This window comes from Pseudomonas putida (assembly GCF_002741075.1).
Classification (GTDB): Bacteria; Pseudomonadota; Gammaproteobacteria; order Pseudomonadales; family Pseudomonadaceae; genus Aquipseudomonas; species Aquipseudomonas putida_T.
The window spans coordinates 4,755,673-4,778,106 of the sequence record NZ_CP016634.1; the positions used below are offsets into that span (position 1 = coordinate 4,755,673).

Here is a 22,434-nt window from a genome sequence, read left to right on the forward strand (position 1 = left end):
TGCCTATGTCCCTGCGTGAGTCCCTCCGCGCAGCCCTGCTCGGGCTGTGTCTGTCCCTCTCGTTCGCCGTCACGGCGGCCGAGGCCCCGACCACCGCCAGCGTCCAGCACAGCCTCGACAAGATCGCCGAGCGCAAACTCCCGGAAGCCGAGCAGAAGGCCCTGCAACAAGTGCTCGAGCAGACCCTGGCCCTGCTCGCCAGCAAGGAAGACAGCGAGAAGAAACTCGCCGAGCTCAAGCAGCAACTGGCTAGCGCGCCCAACGAGATCCGTGACGGTCAACGCGAACTGGCCAAGCTCAAGCAAAGCAAGACCCTGCCAGTGGCCGAGCGCTACGCCAACCTCGCTGTCCCGCAGCTCGAGCAGATGCTCAGCGAGCGCAGCACCCAGCAAGGCGAACTGCAAAAAGCGCTGTCCGAAGCCAACAGCCTGATCATCAACTCCCAGACCCGCCCTGAGCGGGCCCAGGCCGAGATCAGCAGCAGCCAGACCCGCATCCAGCAGATCAACAACAGCCTCAAGTCGGGCAAGGATGGCGGCAAGCCGATCTCCGCCGACCAGCGCAACCAGCTCAATGCCGAACTCGCCTCGCTCAATGCGCGCATGGCCCTGCGTCGCCAGGAGATGACCAGCAACAGCCAACTGCAGGATCTGGGCAATGCCCGCCATGACCTGCTGATCGAGCGTGCCGCGCGCCTGGAACAGGAAATCCAGGAGCTGCAGACACTGATCAACGACAAGCGCCTGGCCCAGTCCCAGCAGACCGTCACCCAGCAATCGCTCGAAGCCCAGAAGGCCGGCAGCAGCACCTTGCTGGCCACCGAGAGCACCGCCAACGTCAAGCTTTCCGACTACCTGCTCAAGAGCACCGACCGGCTCAACGAGGTCACTCAGCAGAACCTCAGTACCAAGCAGCAACTGGACAGTCTGACCCAGGCCGACCAAGCGCTGGACGAGCAGATCGACGTGCTCAAGGGCAGCCTGCTGCTGTCCAAGATCCTCTACAAGCAAAAGCAGGCGTTGCCGCACCTTAAGGTCGATCGCAACCTGGCTGACCAGATCGCCGACATTCGCCTCTATCAGTTCGAGATCAACCAGCAGCGCGAGCAGATGAGCAGCCCCTCGGTCTACGTCGACAAGCTGCTGGCCGCCCAGCCCGAGGAAGAGGCCACGCCACAGCTGCGCAAGGCCCTGCTCGAAGTAGTGATCACCCGCAGCGACCTGCTCGAGCGCTTGAACCGAGAGCTTTCAGCGCTGCTCAACGAGTCCATCACGCTGCAACTGAACCAGAAGCAACTGCTGAGCACCGCCCAGAGCCTGCGCACCACCCTGGAAGAGCAGATGTTCTGGATTCCCAGCAACAAGCCGCTGGACTGGGAATGGCTGAGCTATGTGCCCGAGCGGCTTGCCGACCAGATCGCCAACCTGCCTTGGGGTTCGGGCCTCAAGGAGCTGACCGACGGCCTGGCGCAGCGCCCGCTGTTGTTCCTGCCGCTGCTGCTGGTGATCGGCGCGCTGCTGTGGCGACGCAAGTACCTGTATCAGCGCCTGGGCAAGGTTCACCAGGACATTGGCCATTTCCGTCGCGACAGCCAGTGGCACACGCCCCAGGCGATCCTGATCAACATTCTCCTTGCCTTGCCGGTTGCCTTGGCCTTGGCCCTGGGCAGCTATGCGCTGCAGATCGACGCCCGCGGCCAGAACGCCAACCTGGGCGCCGCCCTGTGGCAGATCGCCCAGGCCTGGCTGGTGTTCTACACCGCCTATCGCATCCTCGCGCCGGGTGGGGTGGCCGAGATCCACTTCCGCTGGCACAAGCCGCAGGTCGAATTCCTGCGTGGCTGGGTCCGCCGGCTGGGCACCGTGGTGCTGGCCCTGGTGGGCGTGGTGGCGGTGGCCGAGCACCAGCCGTCGGCCTTGGCCGATGACGTGCTGGGCATCGGCGTGGTGCTGACCTGCTATGCCCTGATGGCCTGGTTGCTCAGCCGCCTGCTGCTGAGCAGCCCCGCGCACCGGGACGCCTCGCTGTTCCGCAGAGCGGTCGGGGTAGCCTTCACGGCCCTGCCCATCGCGCTGTTCGTGGCCGTGTGCTTCGGCTACTACTACACCGCCCTCAAGCTCACCGACCGGCTCATCTACACCCTCTACCTGCTGTTGTTCTGGCTGGTGATCGAGGCGGCCTTCGTCCGCGGGCTCTCGGTTGCGGCCCGGCGCCTGGCCTACCAGCGCGCCCTGAGCAAACGCCAGGCCGCCAAGGAGGGGCTGGACGGCGAGGTGATCGTCGAAGAGCCAACCCTGGATATCGAACAGGTCAACCAGCAGTCCCTGCGCCTGATCCGCCTGGCCCTGCTCGGCGGCTTCATTGCCGGCCTGTACTGGGTCTGGTCGGACCTGATCTCGGTCTTCGCCTACCTCAACAACTTCACCCTGTACGAGTACACCAGCGGCACGGGTGCGGCGGCCAGCATGGTGCCGATCAGCCTGGGCGACCTGCTCGGCGCGCTGGTGATCGTCGGCATCACCTTCGCCCTGGCCGGCAACCTGCCAGGCCTGTTGGAGGTGCTGGTGCTGTCGCGCCTGAACCTGGCCCAGGGCAGCGCCTACGCCACGACCACGCTGTTGTCGTACACCATCGTCGGCGTCGGCATCGTCAGCACCCTGTCGACCCTCGGGGTGAGCTGGGACAAGCTGCAATGGCTGGTGGCGGCCCTGTCGGTGGGCCTGGGCTTCGGCATGCAGGAGATCTTCGCCAACTTCATCTCTGGCATCATGATCCTGTTCGAACGTCCGGTACGCATCGGCGACACCATCACCATCGGCAACCTGTCCGGCACGGTGAGCAAGATCCGCATTCGCGCCACCACCATCACCGACTTCGACCGCAAGGACATCATCGTCCCCAACAAGACCTTCATCACCGGCCAGCTGATCAACTGGTCGCTGACCGACACCGTCACCCGCGTCACCCTCAAGCTAGGCATCGACTACGGCTCGGACCTGGACCTGGTGCGCGAGCTGCTGCTCAAGGGCGCCCATGAGAACCCACGGGTGCTCAAGGACCCCGAGCCGATCGTGTACTTCCTCAACTTCGGCGAAAGCTCGCTGGACCACGAACTGCGCATGCACGTACGCGACCTGGGCGACCGCAACCCGACGCTGGATGAGATCAACCGCTACATCAACCGCGAGTTCAAGGCGCACAACATCAAGATCTCGGTGCGCCAGGTCGAGGTGTTCCTGATGGACAGGCAAGGCGGCAAGCAGCAGTTGATTCCGGTGGAGCATCCGAAACCCGATGGCACTGCACCGGCCTGAGTGCACTCGAATACTTTATTCTGTGGACAACCCTTGCGAGGGCCACGCCCTCGTTCGCGGGACAAGCCCTCTCCTACAGGCACAGCGCTGGACCTGCCGGAGCGTGTTTACCCGCGAAGGGCCGCACAGCGGCCCCCATACACCGACCTTCGGAGCAGGCCCGTGAAAGCCCTCGATCAACTCACCTTCGATAACCGCTTCGCCCGTCTGGGCGATGCCTTCTCCACCGAGGTACTGCCCGACCCGATCGCCGAGCCACGCCTGGTGGTCGCCAGCGAATCGGCCATGGCCCTGCTCGACCTCGACCCGGCCCAGGCCGAACTGCCGGTGTTCGCCGAGTTGTTCAGTGGCCACAAGCTGTGGGAAGAGGCCGAGCCGCGGGCGATGGTCTACTCCGGGCACCAGTTCGGCTCCTACAACCCGCGCCTGGGCGACGGTCGTGGCCTGCTGCTTGGCGAAGTGCTCAACGACGCCGGCGAGCACTGGGACCTGCACCTCAAGGGTGCCGGCCAGACCCCTTACTCGCGCATGGGTGATGGCCGCGCCGTGCTGCGCTCCTCGATCCGCGAGTTCCTCGCTTCCGAGGCGCTCCAGGCCTTGGGCATTCCCAGCAGCCGCGCATTGTGCGTGATCGGCTCGAGTACCCCGGTGTGGCGCGAAACCCGCGAGAGCGCGGCCATGCTCCTGCGCCTGGCCCAGAGCCACGTGCGCTTCGGTCACTTCGAGTACTTCTACTACACCCGCCAGCCAGAGCAGCAGCGTCAACTCATCGACCACGTGCTGGAACAGCACTATCCCGAATGCCGGGACGTCGAACAGCCCTACCTGGCCATGTTCCGCACCATCGTCGAACGCAACGCCGAGCTGATCGCCCGCTGGCAGGCCTATGGCTTCTGCCATGGCGTGATGAATACCGACAACATGTCGATCCTGGGCATCACCTTCGACTTCGGCCCCTACGCCTTCCTCGACGACTTCGACGCCAACTTCATCTGCAACCACTCTGACGACCGGGGCCGCTACAGCTACGCCAACCAGGTCCCCATCGCCCATTGGAACCTGAGCGCCCTGGCCCAAGCCCTGACCACCGTGATCGAGGTCGAACCGCTCAAGGAAGCGTTGGGCCTGTTCCTGCCGCTGTACCAGGCCCACTACCTGGACCTGATGCGCCGGCGCCTGGGTTTCACGACTGCCGAGGACGGCGACATGGCCCTGGTGGAGCGCCTGCTGCAACGCATGCAGAGCGGCGGCGTGGACTACACCCTGTTCTTCCGCAAGCTCGGCGAGCAACCCGTGGCCGACGCCCTCAAGGTGGTGCGCGACGACTTCATCGACCTGGCCGGTTTCGACGCTTGGGCCGATGACTACCTGGCCCGCTGCCAGCGCGAGCCCGCCAACGCCGAAGGTCGGCGAGCGCGCATGCATGCGGTCAACCCGCTATACATTCTGCGTAACTACCTGGCACAAAAAGCCATCGAAGCGGCCGAGGCCGGGGATTACAGCGAAGTGCGGCGGTTGCATCAGGTGCTGAGCAATCCATTCGAGGAACAACCCGGGATGCAGGCCTACGCCGAGCGCCCGCCCGAGTGGGGCAAGCACCTGGAAATCAGTTGCTCATCCTGACGATCACCTACTCCTACAAGAGGCGCGCAAGACTTCAAGAGGAAACACCATGTCCGACCCAATGCTGATCCCCTGCCCCCACTGCAACGGCCTCAATCGCCTGCCCGCCGAGCGTCTGGGCGACGCCCCGAAATGCGGGCGCTGCAAGCATGATGTGCTGCTCAGCGTTCCCTTCGAACTCACCGAAGCCAGCTACTCCAGCCAGATCAAGGGCGATCTGCCCCTGCTGCTGGACGTCTGGGCCGACTGGTGTGGGCCGTGCAAATCCTTCGCCCCAGTGTTCGAACAAGCGGCCCGCCAGCTCGCCGGGCGCTGCCGCCTGGCCAAGCTGGACAGCGAGGCCAACCGCAACCTCGCCGGCCAGTTGGGCATCCGCTCGATCCCCAGTCTGATCCTGTTCAAGAACGGTCGTGAAGTCACCCGCCAGGCCGGCGCGTTCCCACTCCAGTCATTGCTGGAGTGGCTGCGCAGCCAGGGAGTCTACTAGGCGTTCTCTTCGAGCAGCGCGTGCAGCTCGACGAACTGCTGGGTCAGCTTGTGCCGAGGCTCCAGGTGGATCAGCGGCAAGCTGGCATGGTGGGATTCACGCATCTTCACCGAGCTGGCCAGGTAGACCGGCAACACCGGCAGGCCTTCGGCCAGCAGTTCATCGAGCATCTGCTGCGGCAGGCTGGCGCGTGACTGGAACTGGTTGACCACGATGCCTTCGACCAACAGGTCTTCGTTGTGGTCGTCCTTGAGCTCCTCGATCTCGGCGAGCAGGCCATACAGCGCCTGACGCGAGAAACTGTCGCAATCGAAGGGAATGAGCACGCGATCGGCAGCGATCAACGCAGAAACCGCATAGAAGTTGAGCGCAGGCGGGGTATCGAGGTAGATCCGCTCGTAGTCCTCGTCCAGCTCATCGAGCAGTTTGCGCAGCTTGTTGATCTTGTGCTTGGCCTCGAGCTTGGGCTGAAGGTCGGCCAATTCGGGGGTCGCGGTGACCACATGCAGGTTGTCGAACGGCGTTTCGTAGATATCGACCTTGTTCTTCTTGGCGAACGGCCCGCTGGAGAGGGTCTGCTTGAAGAAATCGGCGATGCCCATGGGAATGTCCTCGCCGGTCAGCCCGGTGAGGTACTGGGTGGAGTTGGCCTGGGCATCCAGGTCGATCAACAGGGTCCGATAGCCTTCACTGGCACTGACCGCTGCCAGGTTGCAGGCGATGCTCGACTTGCCCACGCCACCTTTCTGATTGAACACCACGCGCCGCATGGAAGACCTCCGTGTATCAACGAATGCCCGAGTATGTGTCCGGCGAGCGACAATGACCAGTACCGCCCGCTCAACCTTTCCTACCCAGGTGCCGATAAGCTTCTTAACCGTTCATCGGAAACCGCGGGTAAACGATCGGAGCTGGCCGACTAGCCAGAGCGTTGTGCCATTCGTCATTGTCCAAGGCGTATTTGCTAGCGGTCGCCTGCACCGGGATAATGCGCGCCACTCGGCGAGTGTGAATCCTTCAGGCCGCTCCGAGCCACTCCGACGCCAAGGACGCCCCAGGGCGGGAAACAACCACATCGTGATCACTTTCAACATCAGCCAATGGCGCGCCTGGGCCCCTGGCCTGCACACGCCTGCCGACTGGCGTACGTGGGCCGACGGAGAACCCTTATCGCCAGACGACAGCCAGGTGCCGGACGTGTCCTTTCTGCCGGCCATGCAGCGCCGGCGCCTGAGCCCCTTGGCCCGCATGGCGTTCGCCGTGGGTTGGCCACTTGCCGACAGGTACGAATCGCTGCCGCTGGTGTACGTTTCGCGCCATGGTGAAACCCCGCGCACCTTCTCCATCCTCAGCGACCTCGCCCAAGGCGAGCCGCTCTCGCCCACCCAGTTCAGCCTCTGCGTGCACAATGCGGTAATCGGCCTGTGGTCGATCCTACGCGGGCATACGTGCGAAATGACCGCCCTGGCCGCGGCCGGCGACGGTTTCGAACATGGCATCATCGAGGCGGCCGGTCTGCTCGATGAAGGCGCACCAGCCGTGCTGCTGATCGTCGCCGAAGAACTGCCAGCAGCGGCCTATCGGCCCTGGATCGACGATGTGCCGTTCTCCTACGCCCTGGGCCTTCTGTTGACCCCTGGCGAGCAATGGCAACTGGACCTGACACCCGGCAGCGAAACCGCGCCCGGCGATCTGCCCAATGCCTTGAGCTGGCTGCGCGCCCTGCTCGTCGACCAGGCCACGCTCACCCACCCAGGAAAGCAACGCTCATGGAACTGGCAGCGGCTCGCGTGAACAAGCCCCGGGATGCCTACCCCTGGCGCCTGGTGGCGACCGCACTGAGCTTTGCCCTGTTCGGTGTGGGCAGCCTGTGTCTGCGCGTGCTGGTGTTTCCATTGCTCGCCTGCCTGCCCGGTGGCGTCCAACGCCACCAGCACCGTGCCCGCCGCACCATCGGCTGGCTGTTCTGGCGGTTCATTCGCTTCATGCAGGTCAGCGGCGTGCTCACCTACGAGGTCATCGGCGCCGAGCGCCTGGGCCGACCGGGGCAGCTCATCATCGCCAACCATCCCTCGTTGATCGACGTGGTGTTCCTCATCGGCCTGGCCCGCAACGCCAATTGCGTGGTCAAGCAGAGCCTGTTCGACAACCCCTTCACCCGCGGCCCGGTACGTGAGGCCCGCTACATCGGCAACGATGGCAGCATGCAAATGCTCGAGACCGCCTCCGAGACCCTGCGCCAGGGCCAGCCACTGATCATCTTCCCCGAGGGCACCCGCACGCCCCCCGGCCAGGCCCCGGCCTTTCATCGCGGTGCCGCCGCGATCGCCTTGCGCGGTGCGAAAATCATCACACCCGTGACCATCAGCGTCAGCCCCACCACGCTGACCAAACATGAGCCCTGGTACCGCATTCCGCGCCGACGTGTGCATTTTCACCTGCATGTCGGTGCCGATATCGACCCTGTCTCGTTCGCCAGGCTGGGCCCGGCGCCGGTTGCGTCTCGCCTCCTCAACGATTACCTGCATCAGTATTTCATCAAGGAGCTCGCCGAAGATGAGCGATCCACAGCAAGACCTGCACCGTGATATCAAGCAATTGATCATCGACGCCCTGGGGCTGGAAGACATCGCCGTCCAGGACATCGATGACCAGCAACCCCTGTTCGGCGAAGGCCTGGGCCTGGACTCGGTGGACGCCCTGGAGCTCGGCATTGCCTTGCAGAAACGGTTCGGGATCAAGATCGATGCCGACGCCAAGGACACCCGCTCCCATTTCACCAATATCACCACCCTGGCAGCATTCGTCACTGCCCGTCAGGCCGCCTGAGACCGCACCATGCAAAACCGCGAAGACATCTTCAACCTCCTGCGCAACGCCCTCGTCGAGCTGTTCGAGCTTGACCCGGCCAGCATCAGCCTGGAGTCCCACCTGTACCAGGACCTGGAGATCGACAGCATCGACGCCATCGACCTGATCGATCACATCAAACGCCAGACCGGCAAGAAGATCACTGCCGAAGACTTCAAGTCGGTGCGCACAGTCAACGACGTGGTCGAAGCGGTCTTCCGCCTGGTCAACACCGCAGCATGAAACGCCTGTTCGGCCTCGCCCTGGTCATCGCCGGGGTGCTTTACCCCTTCGCCGTGTACTTCGGCCTGGCCCGGTTCGCGCCCTGGCAGTTCGCCCTGTTGCTCGCTGTCCTGTGGCTGGCCCGTGCCGCGGGCACTGCGCGCAAGCCAGGCAACCTGGGGATGACCGCCGTGGCCCTGGCATTCTGCGCAGTGCTGGCCTTGAGCGACAGTGCCCAGCTGTTGCGCTGGTATCCGGTGCTGGTCAATGCCTTCATGCTGGCCCTGTTCGCCTCGAGCCTGAAGTACGGCCCGCCCGTGATCGAGCGCATGGCCCGCCTGCGCGAGCCTGACTTGCCACCTGCGGCCATCACCTACACGCGGCGCGTGACCCAGGTCTGGAGCCTGTTTTTCGTGGTCAACGGTTTGATCGCCGCCGGGCTCACCCTGTGGGCGCCACTGAGCTGGTGGACCCTGTACAACGGCCTGGTCGCCTACCTGGCGATGGGGGTGCTGTTCGCCGCGGAATGGCTGACACGACAACATGTGCGAGGACGCTCATGAACTGGATCGATCCCGAGCACTTGTTGCGTCCAAGGGCTGCCGCTCGCCCCGTGACCTTGGGGCCGGCCCTGGACCATGACGGATTGCGCGACGCCGCCCTGCGCCTGGCCGCCGCCCTGCAGCAGCGTGGCGTGCGTCGTCTGGCGGTGCATCTGGAAGATGCCGCCGAGCTGGCCATCGTCCTGTTCGCCGCCTGGCGCGCGGGCGTCCAGGTGCTGCTGCCCGCCGACCTGCAACCCCAGACCCGCCTGCGCTGGAACGACCAGGTCGACCTGTGGCTCAGTGACCAGCCCGGCGACCTCGACCTGGCCTCGCTGCAAGCGCCGCCGCTGGCGCCAACCGACCTTGACCCGGACCAATGCCGCATCGGCCTGTGCACCTCGGGCTCGAGCGGCGAACCCAAGCTCATCGACAAGACCCTGCGACAGCTGGCCAACGAGGTGCGCGCCCTGGAGCAGTGCTGGGGCGCCGAACTGGGCGACGCCTGGATCATCGGCAGCGTCGCCTCGCAGCACATCTACGGGTTGTTGTTTCGCGTGCTCTGGCCACTGTGCGCCGGGCGCGGGTTCCTGCGGCGCCCACTGCCGTTCCCAGAGGACCTGCAACGGGCCAGCCTGGACCTGCCAGCCTTTGCCTGGGTCGCCAGCCCCGCCCTGCTCAAGCGCATGGGTGACAACCTGGACTGGCCGGCCCTGGCCCAGGTGCGACGCGTGTTCTCATCGGGTGGCGAACTGCCCGCAGACGCCGCGCTGCGCCTGCAACAACGCCTGGGACAATGGCCCGTGGAGATCCTTGGCAGCTCCGAAACCGGCGGCATCGCCTGGCGCCAAGGTGATGAACTCTGGTCGCCCTTCGCTGGCGTCGTCTTGAGCCAGTGCGCCGAAGGCGCGCTGTGCGTGACCTCGCCCTACCTGCCCGAAGGGCATGTGGAACACACTGCCGACGCGGCGCACATCGAGGCTGATGGTCGCTTGCGCCTGCTCGGACGCCTGGACCGGATCGTCAAGCTCGAAGAGAAACGCATCGCTTTGCCCCGGCTGGAACAGGCCCTGTGCACCCACCCGTGGGTCAGCGAGGCGCGTCTGGGCATGGTCGAGCAAGGACGCGCCTTCCTCGGCGCCTTGCTGGTTCTCAGCCCTGTGGGCCTGCACCAGTTGCGCAACCATGGCCGGCGCGCGCTGATCGATGGCCTGCGCGATCACTTGGCCCAGCACTGCGAGGCCTTGGCTCTGCCCCGGCGCTGGCGCCTGCTGCGCCAGCTCCCGCACAACGCCCAGGGCAAACTGCCCCAGGCCGATGTGCAGACCTTGCTGGCAGCGCCCCGCAGCAATGCGCCGGAAGTGCTCGAAACCCAGCAGGATGCCCACCAGTTGCGCTTGAAGCTGGCGGTCCCGATGGATCTGGCCTGCTTCACCGGGCACTTCCCGACCACGCCGATCCTGCCCGGCGTGGTGCAGATCGACTGGGCCATGGACCTCGCCACGCCGTTGATCCCCACAGGGCATCGGTTTGCCGGCATGGAAGTGCTGAAGTTCCAGCAGTTGGTCCGCCCTGGCGATGAAGTGGCGCTGACGCTTCGTTTCGATGCCGAGCGCGGCAAGCTCTATTTCGCCTACACCAACGGCGAACAGGCCTGCTCCAGCGGCCGCATCTTGCTGGAGCGTGCCTGTGCATAACCCCTGCGCGGTGATCCCGGTGTACAACCACGAGCGCGCCGTTCCCACGGTGCTCGCCGAGCTGTTGCGCGCCGGGTTGCCCTGTATTCTGGTGGACGATGCCAGCCACCCTGCGTGTGCCCAGGTACTGCGCGAGCTGGCGCAGCAGCCGCAGACCTTTCTCGTGCGCCTGGACCTCAACCAGGGCAAAGGCGGCGCGGTAATGACCGGCTTGCGCGAGGCGGCGCGGCTGGGGTTCAGCCATGCCCTGCAGGTGGACGCCGATGGCCAGCACGACCTGGCGGCGGTCGAGGACTTCCTGGCCCTGTCACGCGCCCAGCCCCAGGCGCTGGTGTGCGGTTATCCACAGTACGACGCCAGCGTGCCCAAGGGCCGGCTCTACGCCCGCTACCTGACCCATGTCTGGGTCTGGATCAACACGTTGTCCCTGGCCATCCCGGACTCCATGTGCGGTTTTCGGGTCTACCCCCTGCCACCGACGCTGGCACTGATCGACTCGGTGCGCCTGGGCCGGCGCATGGACTTCGACACCGAAATCCTGGTGCGTCTTTCCTGGCGAGGGCAGCCGATGCGCTGGCTGCCGACCCGGGTGCATTACCCCAGCGATGGCGTCTCGCATTTTCGTCTGTTCCACGACAACGCCCTGATCTCGCGCATGCACGCCAAGCTGTGCATCGGCATGCTCCTGCGCGCGCCGATGATCCTCTGGCGCAGGTGGCGTCGATGAGCGACCGGTCGCAGCATTGGGCCGCGCAGCGCGAGCGAGGCAGTTTCTGGTTGATGAAACTCACTGCCGTGCTGGCGCGCCTGCTCGGTCGTCGTCTGCTGAGCCCTTTGATCCACGCCATCGTGCTGTACTTCTTCCTGTTCGGCCGCAAGGCCCGGCGCAGTGCCTGGCAGTACCAGCAGCGCTTGTGGCAATGGAGTGGCAGCCAAACGCCACCGCCCAGCCATTGGCGGGTGTTTCGCCAGTTCATGGCCTTTGCCGATGCCCTGATGGACAAGCTCGATGCCTGGAATGGCAAGCTGCGCCTGGAGGACATCGAAATCCACGACCCCGGCCAGCTGCGCCAGCAACTGCGTGGCACACGCGGCCAACTCCTGGTGGGCGCGCACCTGGGCAATCTCGAAGTGTGCCGTGCCTTGGCCGAACTGGGCGAGCAAGTGCGCATGAACGTGCTGGTGCACACCCGCCATGCCGAACGCTTCAACCGCCTGCTCGGCGAGGCCGGCGCCAGCCACCTGCGGCTGATCCAGGTCAGCGAGCTGGACCCGGCGATCATGCTGCAGCTGTCCGAACGACTGGAGCGCGGCGAATGGCTGGCGATCGCTGGCGACCGCATTCCCTTGCACGGCGCGCGTACGGTCGAGGTGGACTTCCTCGGTCACCGGGCGGCCTTTCCCCAGGGGCCATGGCTGCTGGCCGGCCTCTTGAAGTGCCCGGTCAACCTGCTGTTCTGTCTCAAGCATGACGGGCGCTACCGGATCACCCTGGAGCCCTTTGTCGAGCGACTGCACTGGCGCCGCGACCAGCGCCAGCAGGTGATCACCCAATGGGCCGCCCTGTATGCCGCTCGTCTGGGCCATTATTGCCAGCAGGCACCGGATCAATGGTTCAACTTCTACCCTTTCTGGAGCGACGATGACGACGCATCCGCATGAGTCCGTGACCTTCAGCGAAGCGCCGCTGGCCATCGAGGACATCCTGGCCCTCAGCCAGCGCCACGCCCACCCGCAGCTGCAGGCCGATGTCGAGTATCGCGAGCGCATCGCCCGCGGCGCACGTTTCCTGGACACGCTGCTGGACAAGGAAGGCGTGATCTACGGCGTCACCACTGGCTACGGCGACTCCTGCGTGGTGGCCGTGCCCCCGGAACATGTCGAGGCGCTACCGCGCCACCTGTACACCTTCCATGGTTGCGGCCTGGGCCAGTTGCTCGATGCCCCGGCCACCCGCGCGGTGCTGGCGGCGCGCCTGCGCTCGCTGTGCCATGGCATGTCCGGCGTGCGCTTGGAACTGCTGGAGCGCCTGCGCGATTTTCTCGCCCACGACATCCTGCCGTTGATTCCAGAAGAAGGCTCGGTGGGTGCCAGTGGCGACCTGACGCCGCTGTCCTACGTGGCCGCCACCCTCTCCGGCGAGCGTGATGTGATGTACCAAAGCGTGCGTCGCAGCAGCGCCGAGGTGCACCGAGAGCTGGGCTGGCAGCCTCTGGTACTGCGCCCCAAGGAAGCCCTGGCACTGATGAACGGCACCGCCGTGATGACTGGCCTCGCATGCCAGGCCTACGCCCGCGCCGATTACCTGCTGCAACTGGCGACGCGCATCACCGCACTGAACGTGATCGCCCTGCAAGGCAACCCCGAGCACTTCGATGAACGCCTGTTCGCCGCCAAGCCGCATCCCGGCCAGACCCAGGTCGCCGCCTGGCTGCGCCAGGACCTCGCCATCGACGCCCCCACCGCGCCCTTGCATCGCTTGCAGGACCGTTATTCGCTGCGTTGCGCACCGCATGTGCTGGGCGTCCTGGCCGACAGCCTGGGCTGGTTGCGCAGCTTTATCGAGACCGAGCTCAACAGCGCCAACGACAACCCGATCATCGATGGCGACGCCGAGCGGGTACTGCATGGCGGGCATTTCTATGGCGGGCACATCGCCTTCGCCATGGACAGCCTCAAGACACTGGTGGCCAACGTCGCCGACCTGCTCGATCGCCAGCTCGCCCTGTTGGTGGATACCCGCTACAACCATGGCCTGCCCAGCAACCTGTCCGGCGCCGAGGCCGACCGGGCCATGCTCAATCATGGCTTCAAGGCCGTGCAGATCGGCGCCAGCGCCTGGACCGCCGAAGCCCTCAAGCAGACCCTGCCGGCCAGCGTGTTCTCGCGCTCCACCGAATGCCACAATCAAGACAAAGTCAGCATGGGCACCATCGCCGCCCGTGATGCGCTGCGCGTCCTGCAACTGACCGAACAGGTCGCCGCTGCTGCCCTGCTGGCCGCCAACCAGGGCGTCTGGCTGCGCGGTCGCGAAGCCGACGCAGCCCCGCTGCCGCCTGCCCTTGCGCAAATGCACCAGGCGCTGCTGGCGGACTTCGCCCCGGTCACCGAAGACCGCGCCTTGGAACACGAGCTGCGCCTGTGCTTGATCCGTATCAGCGAACGCCACTGGAGGCTGCATGCGTAACCCCGGTGTGTTCCATGTCGACAGCGAGATCGTCGTGCCCTTCTTCGACGTGGACAGCATGCACGTCGTCTGGCATGGCCATTACGTCAAATACCTGGAGGTCGCCCGCTGCGCGCTGCTCGAACGCCTCGGACAGGACTACCGACGCATGCAGGCCAGCGGCTACATGTGGCCGGTGATCGACCTGCAACTGCGCTACATTCGCGGCGCAACCTTCGGCCAGCGCCTGAAAGTGCGGGCCAGCCTGGTGGAGTGGGAAAGCCGCCTGAAAATCCATTACCTGATCAGCGACGCAGACACCGGCGAACGCATGACTCGCGCCAGCACAGTGCAGGTTGCGGTGCACATCGAAAGCGGCGAAATGCAGCTGGCCTCACCCCAGGTCATGCTCGATGCGGTGGCGAAGGTGCTGCCATGAGCCGCTTGCACCGCTTGCTCGCGACCCTGCTCGTGCTGCTTGCATGCCCTCCAGCGATGGCCTTCGACCTGGCCGACCTGCAAAAGCAGTTGAGCGCACCCGCGGTGGTCAGCGGGAACTTCGTGCAAGAGAAGCACCTGCGCGCCCTGGCGCAACCACTGACCAGCCAGGGCCGCTTCGTCCTGGCTCGCGACCATGGCTTGCTCTGGCTGTTGCGCACCCCGCTGCGCCAGGACTACCGCATCAATGCTAACGGCATCGCCCGTCGTGATCCGAATGGCTGGCAGACGCTGCCCAACCAAAGCGCCGGCGCGCAGCAGAACCGTCTGTTCTTCGCCGTCCTGCAAGGCGACAGCACCGGCCTGCAACGCGACTTCGAGCTGAGCCTGAGCGGTGACGCCGAGCACTGGCAATTGCGCCTAACGCCACGCTCGTTGCTGCTCAAGCAGATCTTCACCCGCATCGATATCACCGGCGGGCGCTTCGTCGAACGCATCGACCTGGCCGAAACCCAAGGCGACAGCACGGTACTGCGCATGCAGGACAGCCGCGGAGCCACCGCCTTGAGCGAGTCGGAACGTCGTGACTTTGCCGATTGAACGCCTGCTACCGCGCCTGTTCCTCGCCCTGCTGCTGGTCATGCTCGCGGTCGCGGCTTGGCAGTGGCATCGCGGTGCACCCTTGTCCTCCGACCTGATGACCCTGGTCCCGGGCGCGACCCAGGACCCATTGGTGCAGCGCGCCGAACAGCGCATGCAGGAGCCTCTGAACCGCGAGATGCTGGTGCTGGTTGGCCATGCCGATCGCCAGCAGGCGCTCGCCCTTGCCGAGCGCCTGGCCACGCAATGGCAGGCCAGCGGCCTGTTCGAGAAGGTGCAGTGGAACCTGCACACCGACCTGCAGGCGGTGCGCACGCAGCTCCTGCAAGGGCGCCTGGCGATGCTTTCGGCCACCGACCGCCAGCAACTGGCCGAACAGCCCGACGCCTTCATCGAACAGCGCGTCCAGAGCCTGGTCGATCCCTTTACGGGCTTCAGCCTGGTCGCCAGCCAGGACGACTGGCTGGGCCTTAGCGGACGCATCCAGACCAACCAACCCAGGCCCGCCAATGTCCAGCTCGACACCGCCAGCGGCGCGCTGGTGGCCGAGTCGGACGGCCAGCACTGGGTGCTGTTGCGCGCGCGCACCGTGGGCAATGCCTTCGACCTCAACCTCCCCTTGCAGGTGGCCGACCTGCTCGCCCAAGGCCGCCAGCAAGCCGATCAGGCTGGCGCCCATCTGCTGGCGGCCAGCGGACTGCTGCACGCCGCCGCCGGCCAACGCCAGGCCAGCCGGGAGATCACCTGGGTCGGCGGGGGGGCTACCGTGGGTATCCTCCTGCTGCTGTTGCTGGCGCTGCGGCGCTGGCGCGCGCTGTTGGCGCTCGTACCGGTGGCGGTCGGCATGCTGTTCGGCTCGGTGGCCTGCGTCGCGCTGTTCGGCCAGATGCACGTGATGACGCTGGTGCTCGGTGCAAGCCTGATCGGCGTGGCGGTGGACTACCCGCTGCACTACCTGTCCAAGGGCTGGAGCCTGCGCCCCTGGCACAGCTGGACCGCACTGCGCCTGACCCTGCCAGGCATGAGCTTGAGCCTTGCGACCAGTTGCATCGGCTACCTGGCCCTGGCCTTCACACCCTTCCCGGCGTTGACCCAGATCGCGGCGTTTTCCGCCGCAGGGTTGCTGGGCGCCTACCTGAGCGCCGTCTGCCTGCTGCCTGCGCTGTTGCAACACATGGACCTGCGTCCCTCTCCCTGGCCACTGCGCGTGACCCAGGCCCTGACCGCCCTGCGAGCGCGCCTGCTGCGCAAAGTGCCCAGTGTCGTACTGCTCGGTTTGCTGCTGGTGTTTTGTGTGGCCGGGCTGTGGCAACTGCAAAGCCGCAACGATATCCGCCAGTGGATCAGCGCCCCACCGCAACTGCTCGAACAGGCCCAGGCCGTGGCACGCATCACCGGCTACCAGCCGACCAGCCAGTTCTTCCTGGTGCGCGCCGATGACCAAAGCCAATTGCTCGATCGCCTGCAGACGCTCAGCGGCAAGCTCGATGAACTGGTCGACCTGGGCAAGCTCAAGGGCTACCTGTCCCTCAGCCAGTTGGTGTCCAGCGCCACGGTGCAACAACAGGTGCAGCACGCCCTGCAGCAGTTACCGGGGCATTGGCAGCCGTTGCTGGCGCTCGGCGTGCCCGAACAGGCTTTGCAGGCGGAGCTTTCGCAACTGCAGGCGCTGCCCCGGCTGTCCATCGACGATGTGCTGCAAGGTCCGTTGGGCGAGCCCTGGCGGCCCCTGTGGATCGGCCAGGACGGCCAGGGCGTGGCGGCGATCGTCAGCCTGCAAGGCCAAGGGGATGTCTCGCTGCTGCGCCTGCAAGCCCAGGATTTGCCCGGCGTACAATTGGTCGATCGCCTCGGCGAACTCAACCAGCTGTTCACCGCCACCCAGGTCAGTGCCGCTGAGCTCAAGCTGCTGTCGTGCGCCTTGATACTGGTGGTGCTGATGCTGCCGTTCGGCCTGCGCAACGCCTTGCGCATCGTCGCCCTGCCCCTGCTCGCGGCGTTGTGCAGCCTGGCCAGCCTCGGCTGGCTGGGGCAACCGCTGACCCTGTTCAGCCTGTTCGGCCTGCTGCTGGTGACCGCCATCGGCGTGGACTATGCGATCCTGATGCATGAGCGCGTCGGCGGCAGTGCCGTCAGCCTGCTGGGGACCTTGCTGGCCGCGCTCACCACCTGGCTCTCGTTCGGCCTGCTGGCGCTTTCCAGCACGCCAGCGGTAAGCAACTTCGGCCTGGCCGTCAGCCTGGGCCTGGTGTTCAGTTTTCTCCTGGCGCCCTGGGCCAGAACTCGCGACGGAGGGCATCGGCAACCATGAAACACCCCTGGCTCCTACTGGCTTGCTTGCTGCTCGCGGCCTGCACCGGGCGAGCGCCACTGCCCGAGCGGCTTCCGGACCTCGAACTGCCGCGCCAGTTGCACGTGCAGCGCGAGCAGGATGGCCAACGCCAGGACTGGTTGCTGGTGATCCAACGCGAAGAGGGCCGCTTGCGTTGGTCGCTGCTCGATCCGATGGGCATCCCACAGGCGCGCCAGCTGCTCGACGGCCGCCAATGGCGGGCCGACGGCCTGCTGCCGCCCAATCCGGCCGCCCGCGAACTGTTCGCCGCCATGCTCTTTGCCCTCACGTCCGATGAGCAGTTGGTGCAGCTCTATCCCGGCGCCCTCCAGCACGGCCAGCGGCGTTCCTTACCGATGCGTTGGCAGGTGGACTACCAGGCCCCGGATGATTTCACCTTGAACCTCGGCCAGGGCCTGCGCTATCTAGTCAGCCCCCTGCCCAGCGAGAACACACCATGACCGCCTTCCTCGACGCCCTGGGCCTGGTCTGCGCCCTTGGGCATGGCCAGGCCCAAGTCGCCCGCGCACTCTTTGCCGGCGACTGCAGCGGCATGCAGCCACAAGAGGGCTGGGTAGCCGCACGTCACCTGCCCGTCGGTGCCGTGCCAGGCCCTCTGCCCGACCTGCCATTGCCCGGTCACCAAAGCCGCAACAACCAGTTGCTGTATGCCGCAGCGCTGCAGATCGAGCCGGCTATCCGCCAAGCCATCGAACGCCATGGCCCGCAGCGGGTGGGTGTGGTGCTGGGCACCAGCACCTCGGGTATCGCCGAAGGCAGCGACGGCATCGCCCAATACCTTCAGACCGGCCGCTTCCCCGACAGCTACGACTACCACCAACAAGCGCTGGGCGCACCGGCGACGTTCCTGGCCGCCTGGCTGCAACTGTCAGGCCCGGCCTATGCGTTGTCGACCGCCTGCACCTCCAGCGCCCGTGCCCTGCTCAGTGCCCGCCGCCTGCTCGACCTGGGTCTGTGCGATGCAGTGCTGTGCGGGGGCGTTGACACCCTGTGCGGCCTGACCCTCAATGGCTTCAGCGCGCTGGAGGCCGTCAGTGCCCAACGCTGCAACCCCTTCTCGGTCAACCGCGACGGCATCAACATCGGCGAGGGCGCGGCCCTGTTCCTCATGACCCGTGAGCATTCAGGCGACGGTCCCGGCATCGCCCTGATCGGCGCAGGCGCCAGCAGCGATGCGTTTCATATCTCCGCGCCAGAGCCCACCGGCAAGGGCGCCTTGCAGGCCATGGGCAAAGCACTGGACAATGCCGGCCTCACGCCAGGGCAGATCGACTACCTGAACCTGCACGGCACCGCCACCGTCCACAACGACGCCATGGAGAGCCTCGCCGTGCACGGGCTGTTCGGCGATCGCGTGCCCTGTTCGTCCAGCAAACCCATGACCGGCCACACCTTGGGAGCCGCCGGCGCGCTGGAGGGGGCGTTCTGCTGGCTCGCCCTGAGCCAGCACAACCCACAGGGCCTGTTGCCACCCCATGTCTGGGATGGCCAGCGCGACCCTCTGCTACCGGTGCTGAACCTGGTCGATGGCAGCCAACGCCTACACCCACAGGGGCCGCGCCGCCTGATGAGCAACTCGTTCGCCTTCGGTGGCAACAATGTCAGCCTGATTCTCGGAGACGCCCCATGAACACCTGGCCACTGGCCGAACTGCTGCCGCATGCCGCAGATATGATCCTCATCGACCGCATCGACAGCTGCGATGACGAAGAGATCCATACCCGCGCAACGGTCCGCCCTGGCGGCCAGTTCAACCGCGCCGACGGCAGTCTGCCCGCCTGGCTGGGGCTGGAGCTGATGGCCCAAAGCGTGGCCGCCTATGCCGGATACCAGGCACGCCGCGAAGGGCGTGGGGTGGAGATGGGGTTTCTGTTGGGCACCCGTCGCTTCGAATGCGATGTCGCGCAGTTCCCCGCCGGCGCCGAGCTGCACATCCATGCCCTGCGCTCGCTCGAGGACGAGAGCGGCATGGGCGTGTTCGAATGTCACCTGCGCGGTGAAGGCATCCATGCCAGCGCACGCCTGAACGTCTACCGTCCGCCCCAAGCGGCGAGCTACCTGGCCGAAGCGGCCCCCGAAGGAAACTCTCCATGACTGACACCATCCTGGTCACCGGTTCCAGCCGCGGTATCGGCCGCGCCATTGCCCTGCGCCTGGCACGCGCAGGTTTCGACCTGGTGCTGCATTGCCGCAGCAGCCGCGACGAGGCAGAGGTGGTCGCAGAAGCGGTGCGCGGGCTGGGGCGTCAGGCGCGGATCCTGCAGTTCGATGTCGCCGACCGGGCCGCCTGTGCCCACATCCTGAGCGAGGACGTCGAGGCTCACGGGGCGTACTATGGGGTGGTGTGCAATGCCGGGCTCACCCGCGACGGTGCCTTCCCGGCCTTGAGTGAAGACGACTGGGACCAGGTCATGCGGACCAACCTGGACGGCTTCTACAACGTCCTGCACCCGCTGATGATGCCGATGATCCGCCGCCGCGCGCCAGGTCGGATCGTGTGCATCACCTCGGTATCCGGGCTGATCGGCAATCGCGGCCAGGTCAACTACAGCGCCTCCAAGGCAGGCCTGATCGGCGCGGCCAAAGCCCTGGCCATCGAGCTGGGCAAACGCCGAATCACGGTCAATTGCGTGGCCCCGGGGCTGATCGATACCGACATGCTCGATGACCAGGTGCCGGTCGATGAACTGCTCAAGATGATTCCTGCCCAACGTATGGGAACCCCGGAGGAAGTGGCCGGCGCGGTCAATTTCCTCATGTCGCACGAGGCGGCCTACATCACCCGTCAGGTGCTGGCCGTCAACGGAGGGTTATGCTGATGCGTCGCGTCGTGGTCACCGGCATGGCCGGCATCACTGCCCTGGGCAGCGACTGGGCCAGCATTGCCGCACAATTCGCCGAAAATCGCAGCGGCATCCGGCGCATGGACGAATGGGACCGCTTCGAAGAGCTCAATACTCGCCTGGCCGGCCCTATCGATGACTTCCAAGTGCCGGGGCATTGGACGCGCAAGCAGTTGCGCAGCATGGGTCGCGTGTCACGGCTGGCGGTCGCCGCAGCCGAGCGCGCCCTGGCCGATGCCGGGCTGCTGGGCGACCCGAGCATCCGCGACGGGCGCATGGGTGTGGCCTGCGGGTCATCGATCGGCAGCACCGAAGAGATCAAGGCCTTCGGCAACATGCTGCTCAATTCCAAGGCCGACGGGCTCAACGCCAATTCCTACGTGCGCATGATGCCGCACACCACTGCCGCCAACATCAGCATTTTCTTCGGCCTGACCGGGCGCCTGATCCCTACCTCAAGCGCCTGCACCAGTGGCAGCCAGGGTATCGGCTACGCCTACGAGGCAATCAAGTTCGGGCGCCTGCCGCTGATGCTGGCAGGCGGTGCCGAGGAGCTGTGCCCCAGCGAGGCGATGGTGTTCGACGCCCTGTATGCGACCAGCCTGAAAAACGACACGCCTTCACTGACCCCTCGCCCCTATGACCGTGCACGGGACGGGCTGGTGGTCGGTGAAGGCGGCGGCATGCTGGTGCTCGAAGAACTGGAACATGCCCTGGCCCGAGGTGCGCACATCCATGCCGAGATCGTCGGCTTTGGCAGCAACGCCGATGGCCAGCACATCACCCGCCCCGAGCAGCTCACCATGCGCCGGGCGATGGAGCTGGCGCTCGAAGACGCCGGCCTGCCCGCCGAGGCCATTGGCTACGTCAACGGGCATGGCACTGCCACCGAACAGGGCGACATTGCCGAGACCCTGGCCACCCACGAGCTGTTCGGCCCGCGCATGCCGATCAGCTCGCAGAAGAGCTTCCTCGGCCACACCTTGGGTGCCTGTGGCGCACTGGAGTCCTGGTTCAGCATCGAGATGATGAATCGCGACCAGTACGTGCACACCCTGAACCTCGATGACATCGACCCTCGCTGCGCCGAGCTGGACTACCTGCGCGGGGGCATGCGCGCCATGAGCCATGAGCATGTGATGAACAACAACTTCGCCTTCGGCGGCGTGAACACCTCGTTGATCTTCCGACGCTGGCGCTGAGGCCGGTTCGCGGGTGAACCCGCGCCCATCTGGCTCTTCGCTGCCCTCGGCAACAACGCTGTACGTGTGGGGTTTACCCACGAAGCGTGCCTGACCTCAGTCCAGCACCTGCTGGGTCAACAACTCGGTGAACGCACGGGCCATGGCCGAGCCGCCGGCCTGACGCTGGATAAGCCACACCGCGGTCATCGCCCCCTCGTCCAGCAGCGTGCGATACACGACCCCGTCGATGCGCATGCGCTGGAACGACGCCGGGAGCACCGACACCCCCAGCCCCGCCGACACCAAGCCGATGATCGTCATCGCTTCCCCGGCCTCCTGGGCAAAATGCGGGCTGAACCCAGCCTGACGCGCCAGGCTCAGCAACTGCGCATGCAGGCCGCTGCCGTAGCTGCGCGGAAAGAACACAAAGGGCTCATGGGCCAAGGCCTGCATGTACAACCCCTGCTCGCTGCCCTGGGCGAGCGGGTGAGAAGCGTTGATCACCGCCACCAGCGGCTCGCTGAACAGCTCGGTGGCCACCAGTCCGTCCGGCAAGGGCATCGGCCGCATCAGGCCGACTTCGATGGACTCGTCGAACACCGCTTCGGCCACCTCCCGGCTGCTCATCTCCCTGAGGCTCAGGTGCACCGCTGGGAATCGCTGGCGAAAGGCATGCAGCGCCTTGGGGATCTTCGAGGTAAAGGGCGCGGATGAGGTGAAGCCGATCTTCATTTCGCCCAGCTCGCCCAACTGCGCCCGCCGGGCGACGTCGGCAGCCTTCTCCACCTGAGCCAGGACCTGACGGGCCTCTTCGAGAAATAAGCGTCCAGCCTCGCTCAGTTCCACTCGACGATTGGTGCGCTCGAACAGGCGGGCGCCGAGTTCCTGCTCCAAGGCCTGGATCTGCTGGCTCAACGGCGGCTGGGAAATTCCCAACTGCTGCGCGGCGCGGCCAAAGTGCAGTTCTTCGGCGACGGCAATGAAATACCGCAGGTGGCGCAGTTCCATGAAGCCTCCAATTCGGTCGTAAAACCTATCAAACAGGTCGAACAATATATTGGATCTAATCATTAGCCAGCTATATGCTTTTTTCCATCGCAACACCGGCCCCGCGC

General features: G+C 65.6%; 22 protein-coding genes. 20 read left to right on the plus strand and 2 right to left on the minus strand.

Annotated elements, in window-relative coordinates:
* Positions 1–5 precede the first annotated feature (5 nt).
* The 3 genes from mscK (at position 6) to trxC (ending at position 5,424) form a co-directional block, all read left to right on the plus strand.
* Positions 6–3,314: a mechanosensitive channel MscK gene (gene mscK, locus IEC33019_RS22205; RefSeq protein ID WP_070091927.1), complete on the plus strand. Its 3,309-nt coding sequence runs from the start codon at positions 6–8 to the stop codon at positions 3,312–3,314.
* Between the two features lie 162 nt (positions 3,315–3,476).
* On the plus strand, positions 3,477–4,937 hold the full coding sequence (gene selO / locus IEC33019_RS22210; protein WP_070091928.1) for a protein adenylyltransferase SelO: 1,461 nt from the start codon (positions 3,477–3,479) through the stop codon (positions 4,935–4,937).
* Between the two features lie 49 nt (positions 4,938–4,986).
* Positions 4,987–5,424, plus strand: coding sequence for a thioredoxin TrxC (trxC, locus tag IEC33019_RS22215; protein ID WP_070091929.1), 438 nt, complete (start codon positions 4,987–4,989; stop codon positions 5,422–5,424).
* Here trxC and IEC33019_RS22220 read toward each other — a convergent pair.
* Positions 5,421–6,194, minus strand: a complete 774-nt coding sequence (locus IEC33019_RS22220; RefSeq protein ID WP_099593922.1) for a ParA family protein — start codon at positions 6,192–6,194, stop codon at positions 5,421–5,423. The two genes, trxC and IEC33019_RS22220, sit on opposite strands and share 4 nt — an antisense overlap.
* Before the next feature lie 307 nt (positions 6,195–6,501).
* Between IEC33019_RS22220 and IEC33019_RS22225 the strand changes: the two genes are divergently transcribed.
* The 17 genes from IEC33019_RS22225 to IEC33019_RS22305 are packed head-to-tail and all read left to right on the plus strand — an operon-like array spanning position 6,502 to position 21,337.
* Positions 6,502–7,218 (plus strand): beta-ketoacyl synthase chain length factor, encoded by a 717-nt coding sequence (locus tag IEC33019_RS22225; protein WP_070091931.1) that lies wholly within the window; start codon positions 6,502–6,504, stop codon positions 7,216–7,218.
* On the plus strand, positions 7,194–8,012 hold the full coding sequence (locus tag IEC33019_RS22230; protein WP_070091932.1) for a lysophospholipid acyltransferase family protein: 819 nt from the start codon (positions 7,194–7,196) through the stop codon (positions 8,010–8,012). Before IEC33019_RS22225 ends, IEC33019_RS22230 begins: the two co-directional genes overlap by 25 nt.
* Entirely contained in the window at positions 7,981–8,253 is a 273-nt protein-coding gene (locus IEC33019_RS22235) for a phosphopantetheine-binding protein (protein WP_070091933.1), read from the plus strand. The genes IEC33019_RS22230 and IEC33019_RS22235 overlap by 32 nt, the downstream gene beginning before the upstream one ends.
* A gap of 9 nt (positions 8,254–8,262) precedes the next feature.
* Positions 8,263–8,517: an acyl carrier protein gene (locus IEC33019_RS22240; RefSeq protein ID WP_070091934.1), complete on the plus strand. Its 255-nt coding sequence runs from the start codon at positions 8,263–8,265 to the stop codon at positions 8,515–8,517.
* Positions 8,514–9,059: a hypothetical protein gene (locus IEC33019_RS22245; RefSeq protein ID WP_070091935.1), complete on the plus strand. Its 546-nt coding sequence runs from the start codon at positions 8,514–8,516 to the stop codon at positions 9,057–9,059. The genes IEC33019_RS22240 and IEC33019_RS22245 overlap by 4 nt, the downstream gene beginning before the upstream one ends.
* Entirely contained in the window at positions 9,056–10,735 is a 1,680-nt protein-coding gene (locus IEC33019_RS22250; protein ID WP_099593924.1) for an AMP-binding protein, read from the plus strand. The genes IEC33019_RS22245 and IEC33019_RS22250 overlap by 4 nt, the downstream gene beginning before the upstream one ends.
* On the plus strand, positions 10,728–11,462 hold the full coding sequence (locus tag IEC33019_RS22255) for a glycosyltransferase family 2 protein (RefSeq protein ID WP_070091937.1): 735 nt from the start codon (positions 10,728–10,730) through the stop codon (positions 11,460–11,462). Before IEC33019_RS22250 ends, IEC33019_RS22255 begins: the two co-directional genes overlap by 8 nt.
* Entirely contained in the window at positions 11,459–12,397 is a 939-nt protein-coding gene (locus IEC33019_RS22260; protein WP_070091938.1) for an LpxL/LpxP family acyltransferase, read from the plus strand. The genes IEC33019_RS22255 and IEC33019_RS22260 overlap by 4 nt, the downstream gene beginning before the upstream one ends.
* Complete coding sequence (locus tag IEC33019_RS22265; protein WP_099593926.1) at positions 12,378–13,922, plus strand: HAL/PAL/TAL family ammonia-lyase; 1,545 nt, start codon at positions 12,378–12,380, stop codon at positions 13,920–13,922. The genes IEC33019_RS22260 and IEC33019_RS22265 overlap by 20 nt, the downstream gene beginning before the upstream one ends.
* Positions 13,915–14,340: an acyl-CoA thioesterase gene (locus IEC33019_RS22270; protein WP_043208556.1), complete on the plus strand. Its 426-nt coding sequence runs from the start codon at positions 13,915–13,917 to the stop codon at positions 14,338–14,340. Before IEC33019_RS22265 ends, IEC33019_RS22270 begins: the two co-directional genes overlap by 8 nt.
* A complete protein-coding gene (locus IEC33019_RS22275) occupies positions 14,337–14,939 on the plus strand; it encodes an outer membrane lipoprotein carrier protein LolA (RefSeq protein ID WP_081337434.1) in 603 nt (200 codons plus the stop codon). Before IEC33019_RS22270 ends, IEC33019_RS22275 begins: the two co-directional genes overlap by 4 nt.
* Positions 14,923–17,250 (plus strand): MMPL family transporter, encoded by a 2,328-nt coding sequence (locus IEC33019_RS22280; protein WP_081337435.1) that lies wholly within the window; start codon positions 14,923–14,925, stop codon positions 17,248–17,250. The genes IEC33019_RS22275 and IEC33019_RS22280 overlap by 17 nt, the downstream gene beginning before the upstream one ends.
* On the plus strand, positions 17,247–17,732 hold the full coding sequence (locus IEC33019_RS22285; protein ID WP_070091941.1) for a hypothetical protein: 486 nt from the start codon (positions 17,247–17,249) through the stop codon (positions 17,730–17,732). Before IEC33019_RS22280 ends, IEC33019_RS22285 begins: the two co-directional genes overlap by 4 nt.
* Complete coding sequence (locus IEC33019_RS22290) at positions 17,729–18,922, plus strand: beta-ketoacyl-[acyl-carrier-protein] synthase family protein (RefSeq protein WP_070091942.1); 1,194 nt, start codon at positions 17,729–17,731, stop codon at positions 18,920–18,922. The genes IEC33019_RS22285 and IEC33019_RS22290 overlap by 4 nt, the downstream gene beginning before the upstream one ends.
* Positions 18,919–19,386 (plus strand): hotdog family protein, encoded by a 468-nt coding sequence (locus IEC33019_RS22295; protein WP_070091943.1) that lies wholly within the window; start codon positions 18,919–18,921, stop codon positions 19,384–19,386. Before IEC33019_RS22290 ends, IEC33019_RS22295 begins: the two co-directional genes overlap by 4 nt.
* Positions 19,383–20,111: a 3-oxoacyl-ACP reductase FabG gene (gene fabG, locus IEC33019_RS22300; protein WP_070091944.1), complete on the plus strand. Its 729-nt coding sequence runs from the start codon at positions 19,383–19,385 to the stop codon at positions 20,109–20,111. Before IEC33019_RS22295 ends, fabG begins: the two co-directional genes overlap by 4 nt.
* Positions 20,111–21,337 carry a beta-ketoacyl-ACP synthase gene (locus IEC33019_RS22305; RefSeq protein WP_070092026.1) on the plus strand — a complete coding sequence of 409 codons (1,227 nt, stop codon included), beginning with the start codon at positions 20,111–20,113 and terminating at the stop codon, positions 21,335–21,337. Before fabG ends, IEC33019_RS22305 begins: the two co-directional genes overlap by 1 nt.
* 96 nt (positions 21,338–21,433) lie before the next feature.
* Here IEC33019_RS22305 and IEC33019_RS22310 read toward each other — a convergent pair whose 3' ends face one another.
* Positions 21,434–22,327 (minus strand): LysR family transcriptional regulator, encoded by an 894-nt coding sequence (locus IEC33019_RS22310; RefSeq protein ID WP_070091945.1) that lies wholly within the window; start codon positions 22,325–22,327, stop codon positions 21,434–21,436.
* Between the last annotated feature and the right edge of the window lie 107 nt (positions 22,328–22,434).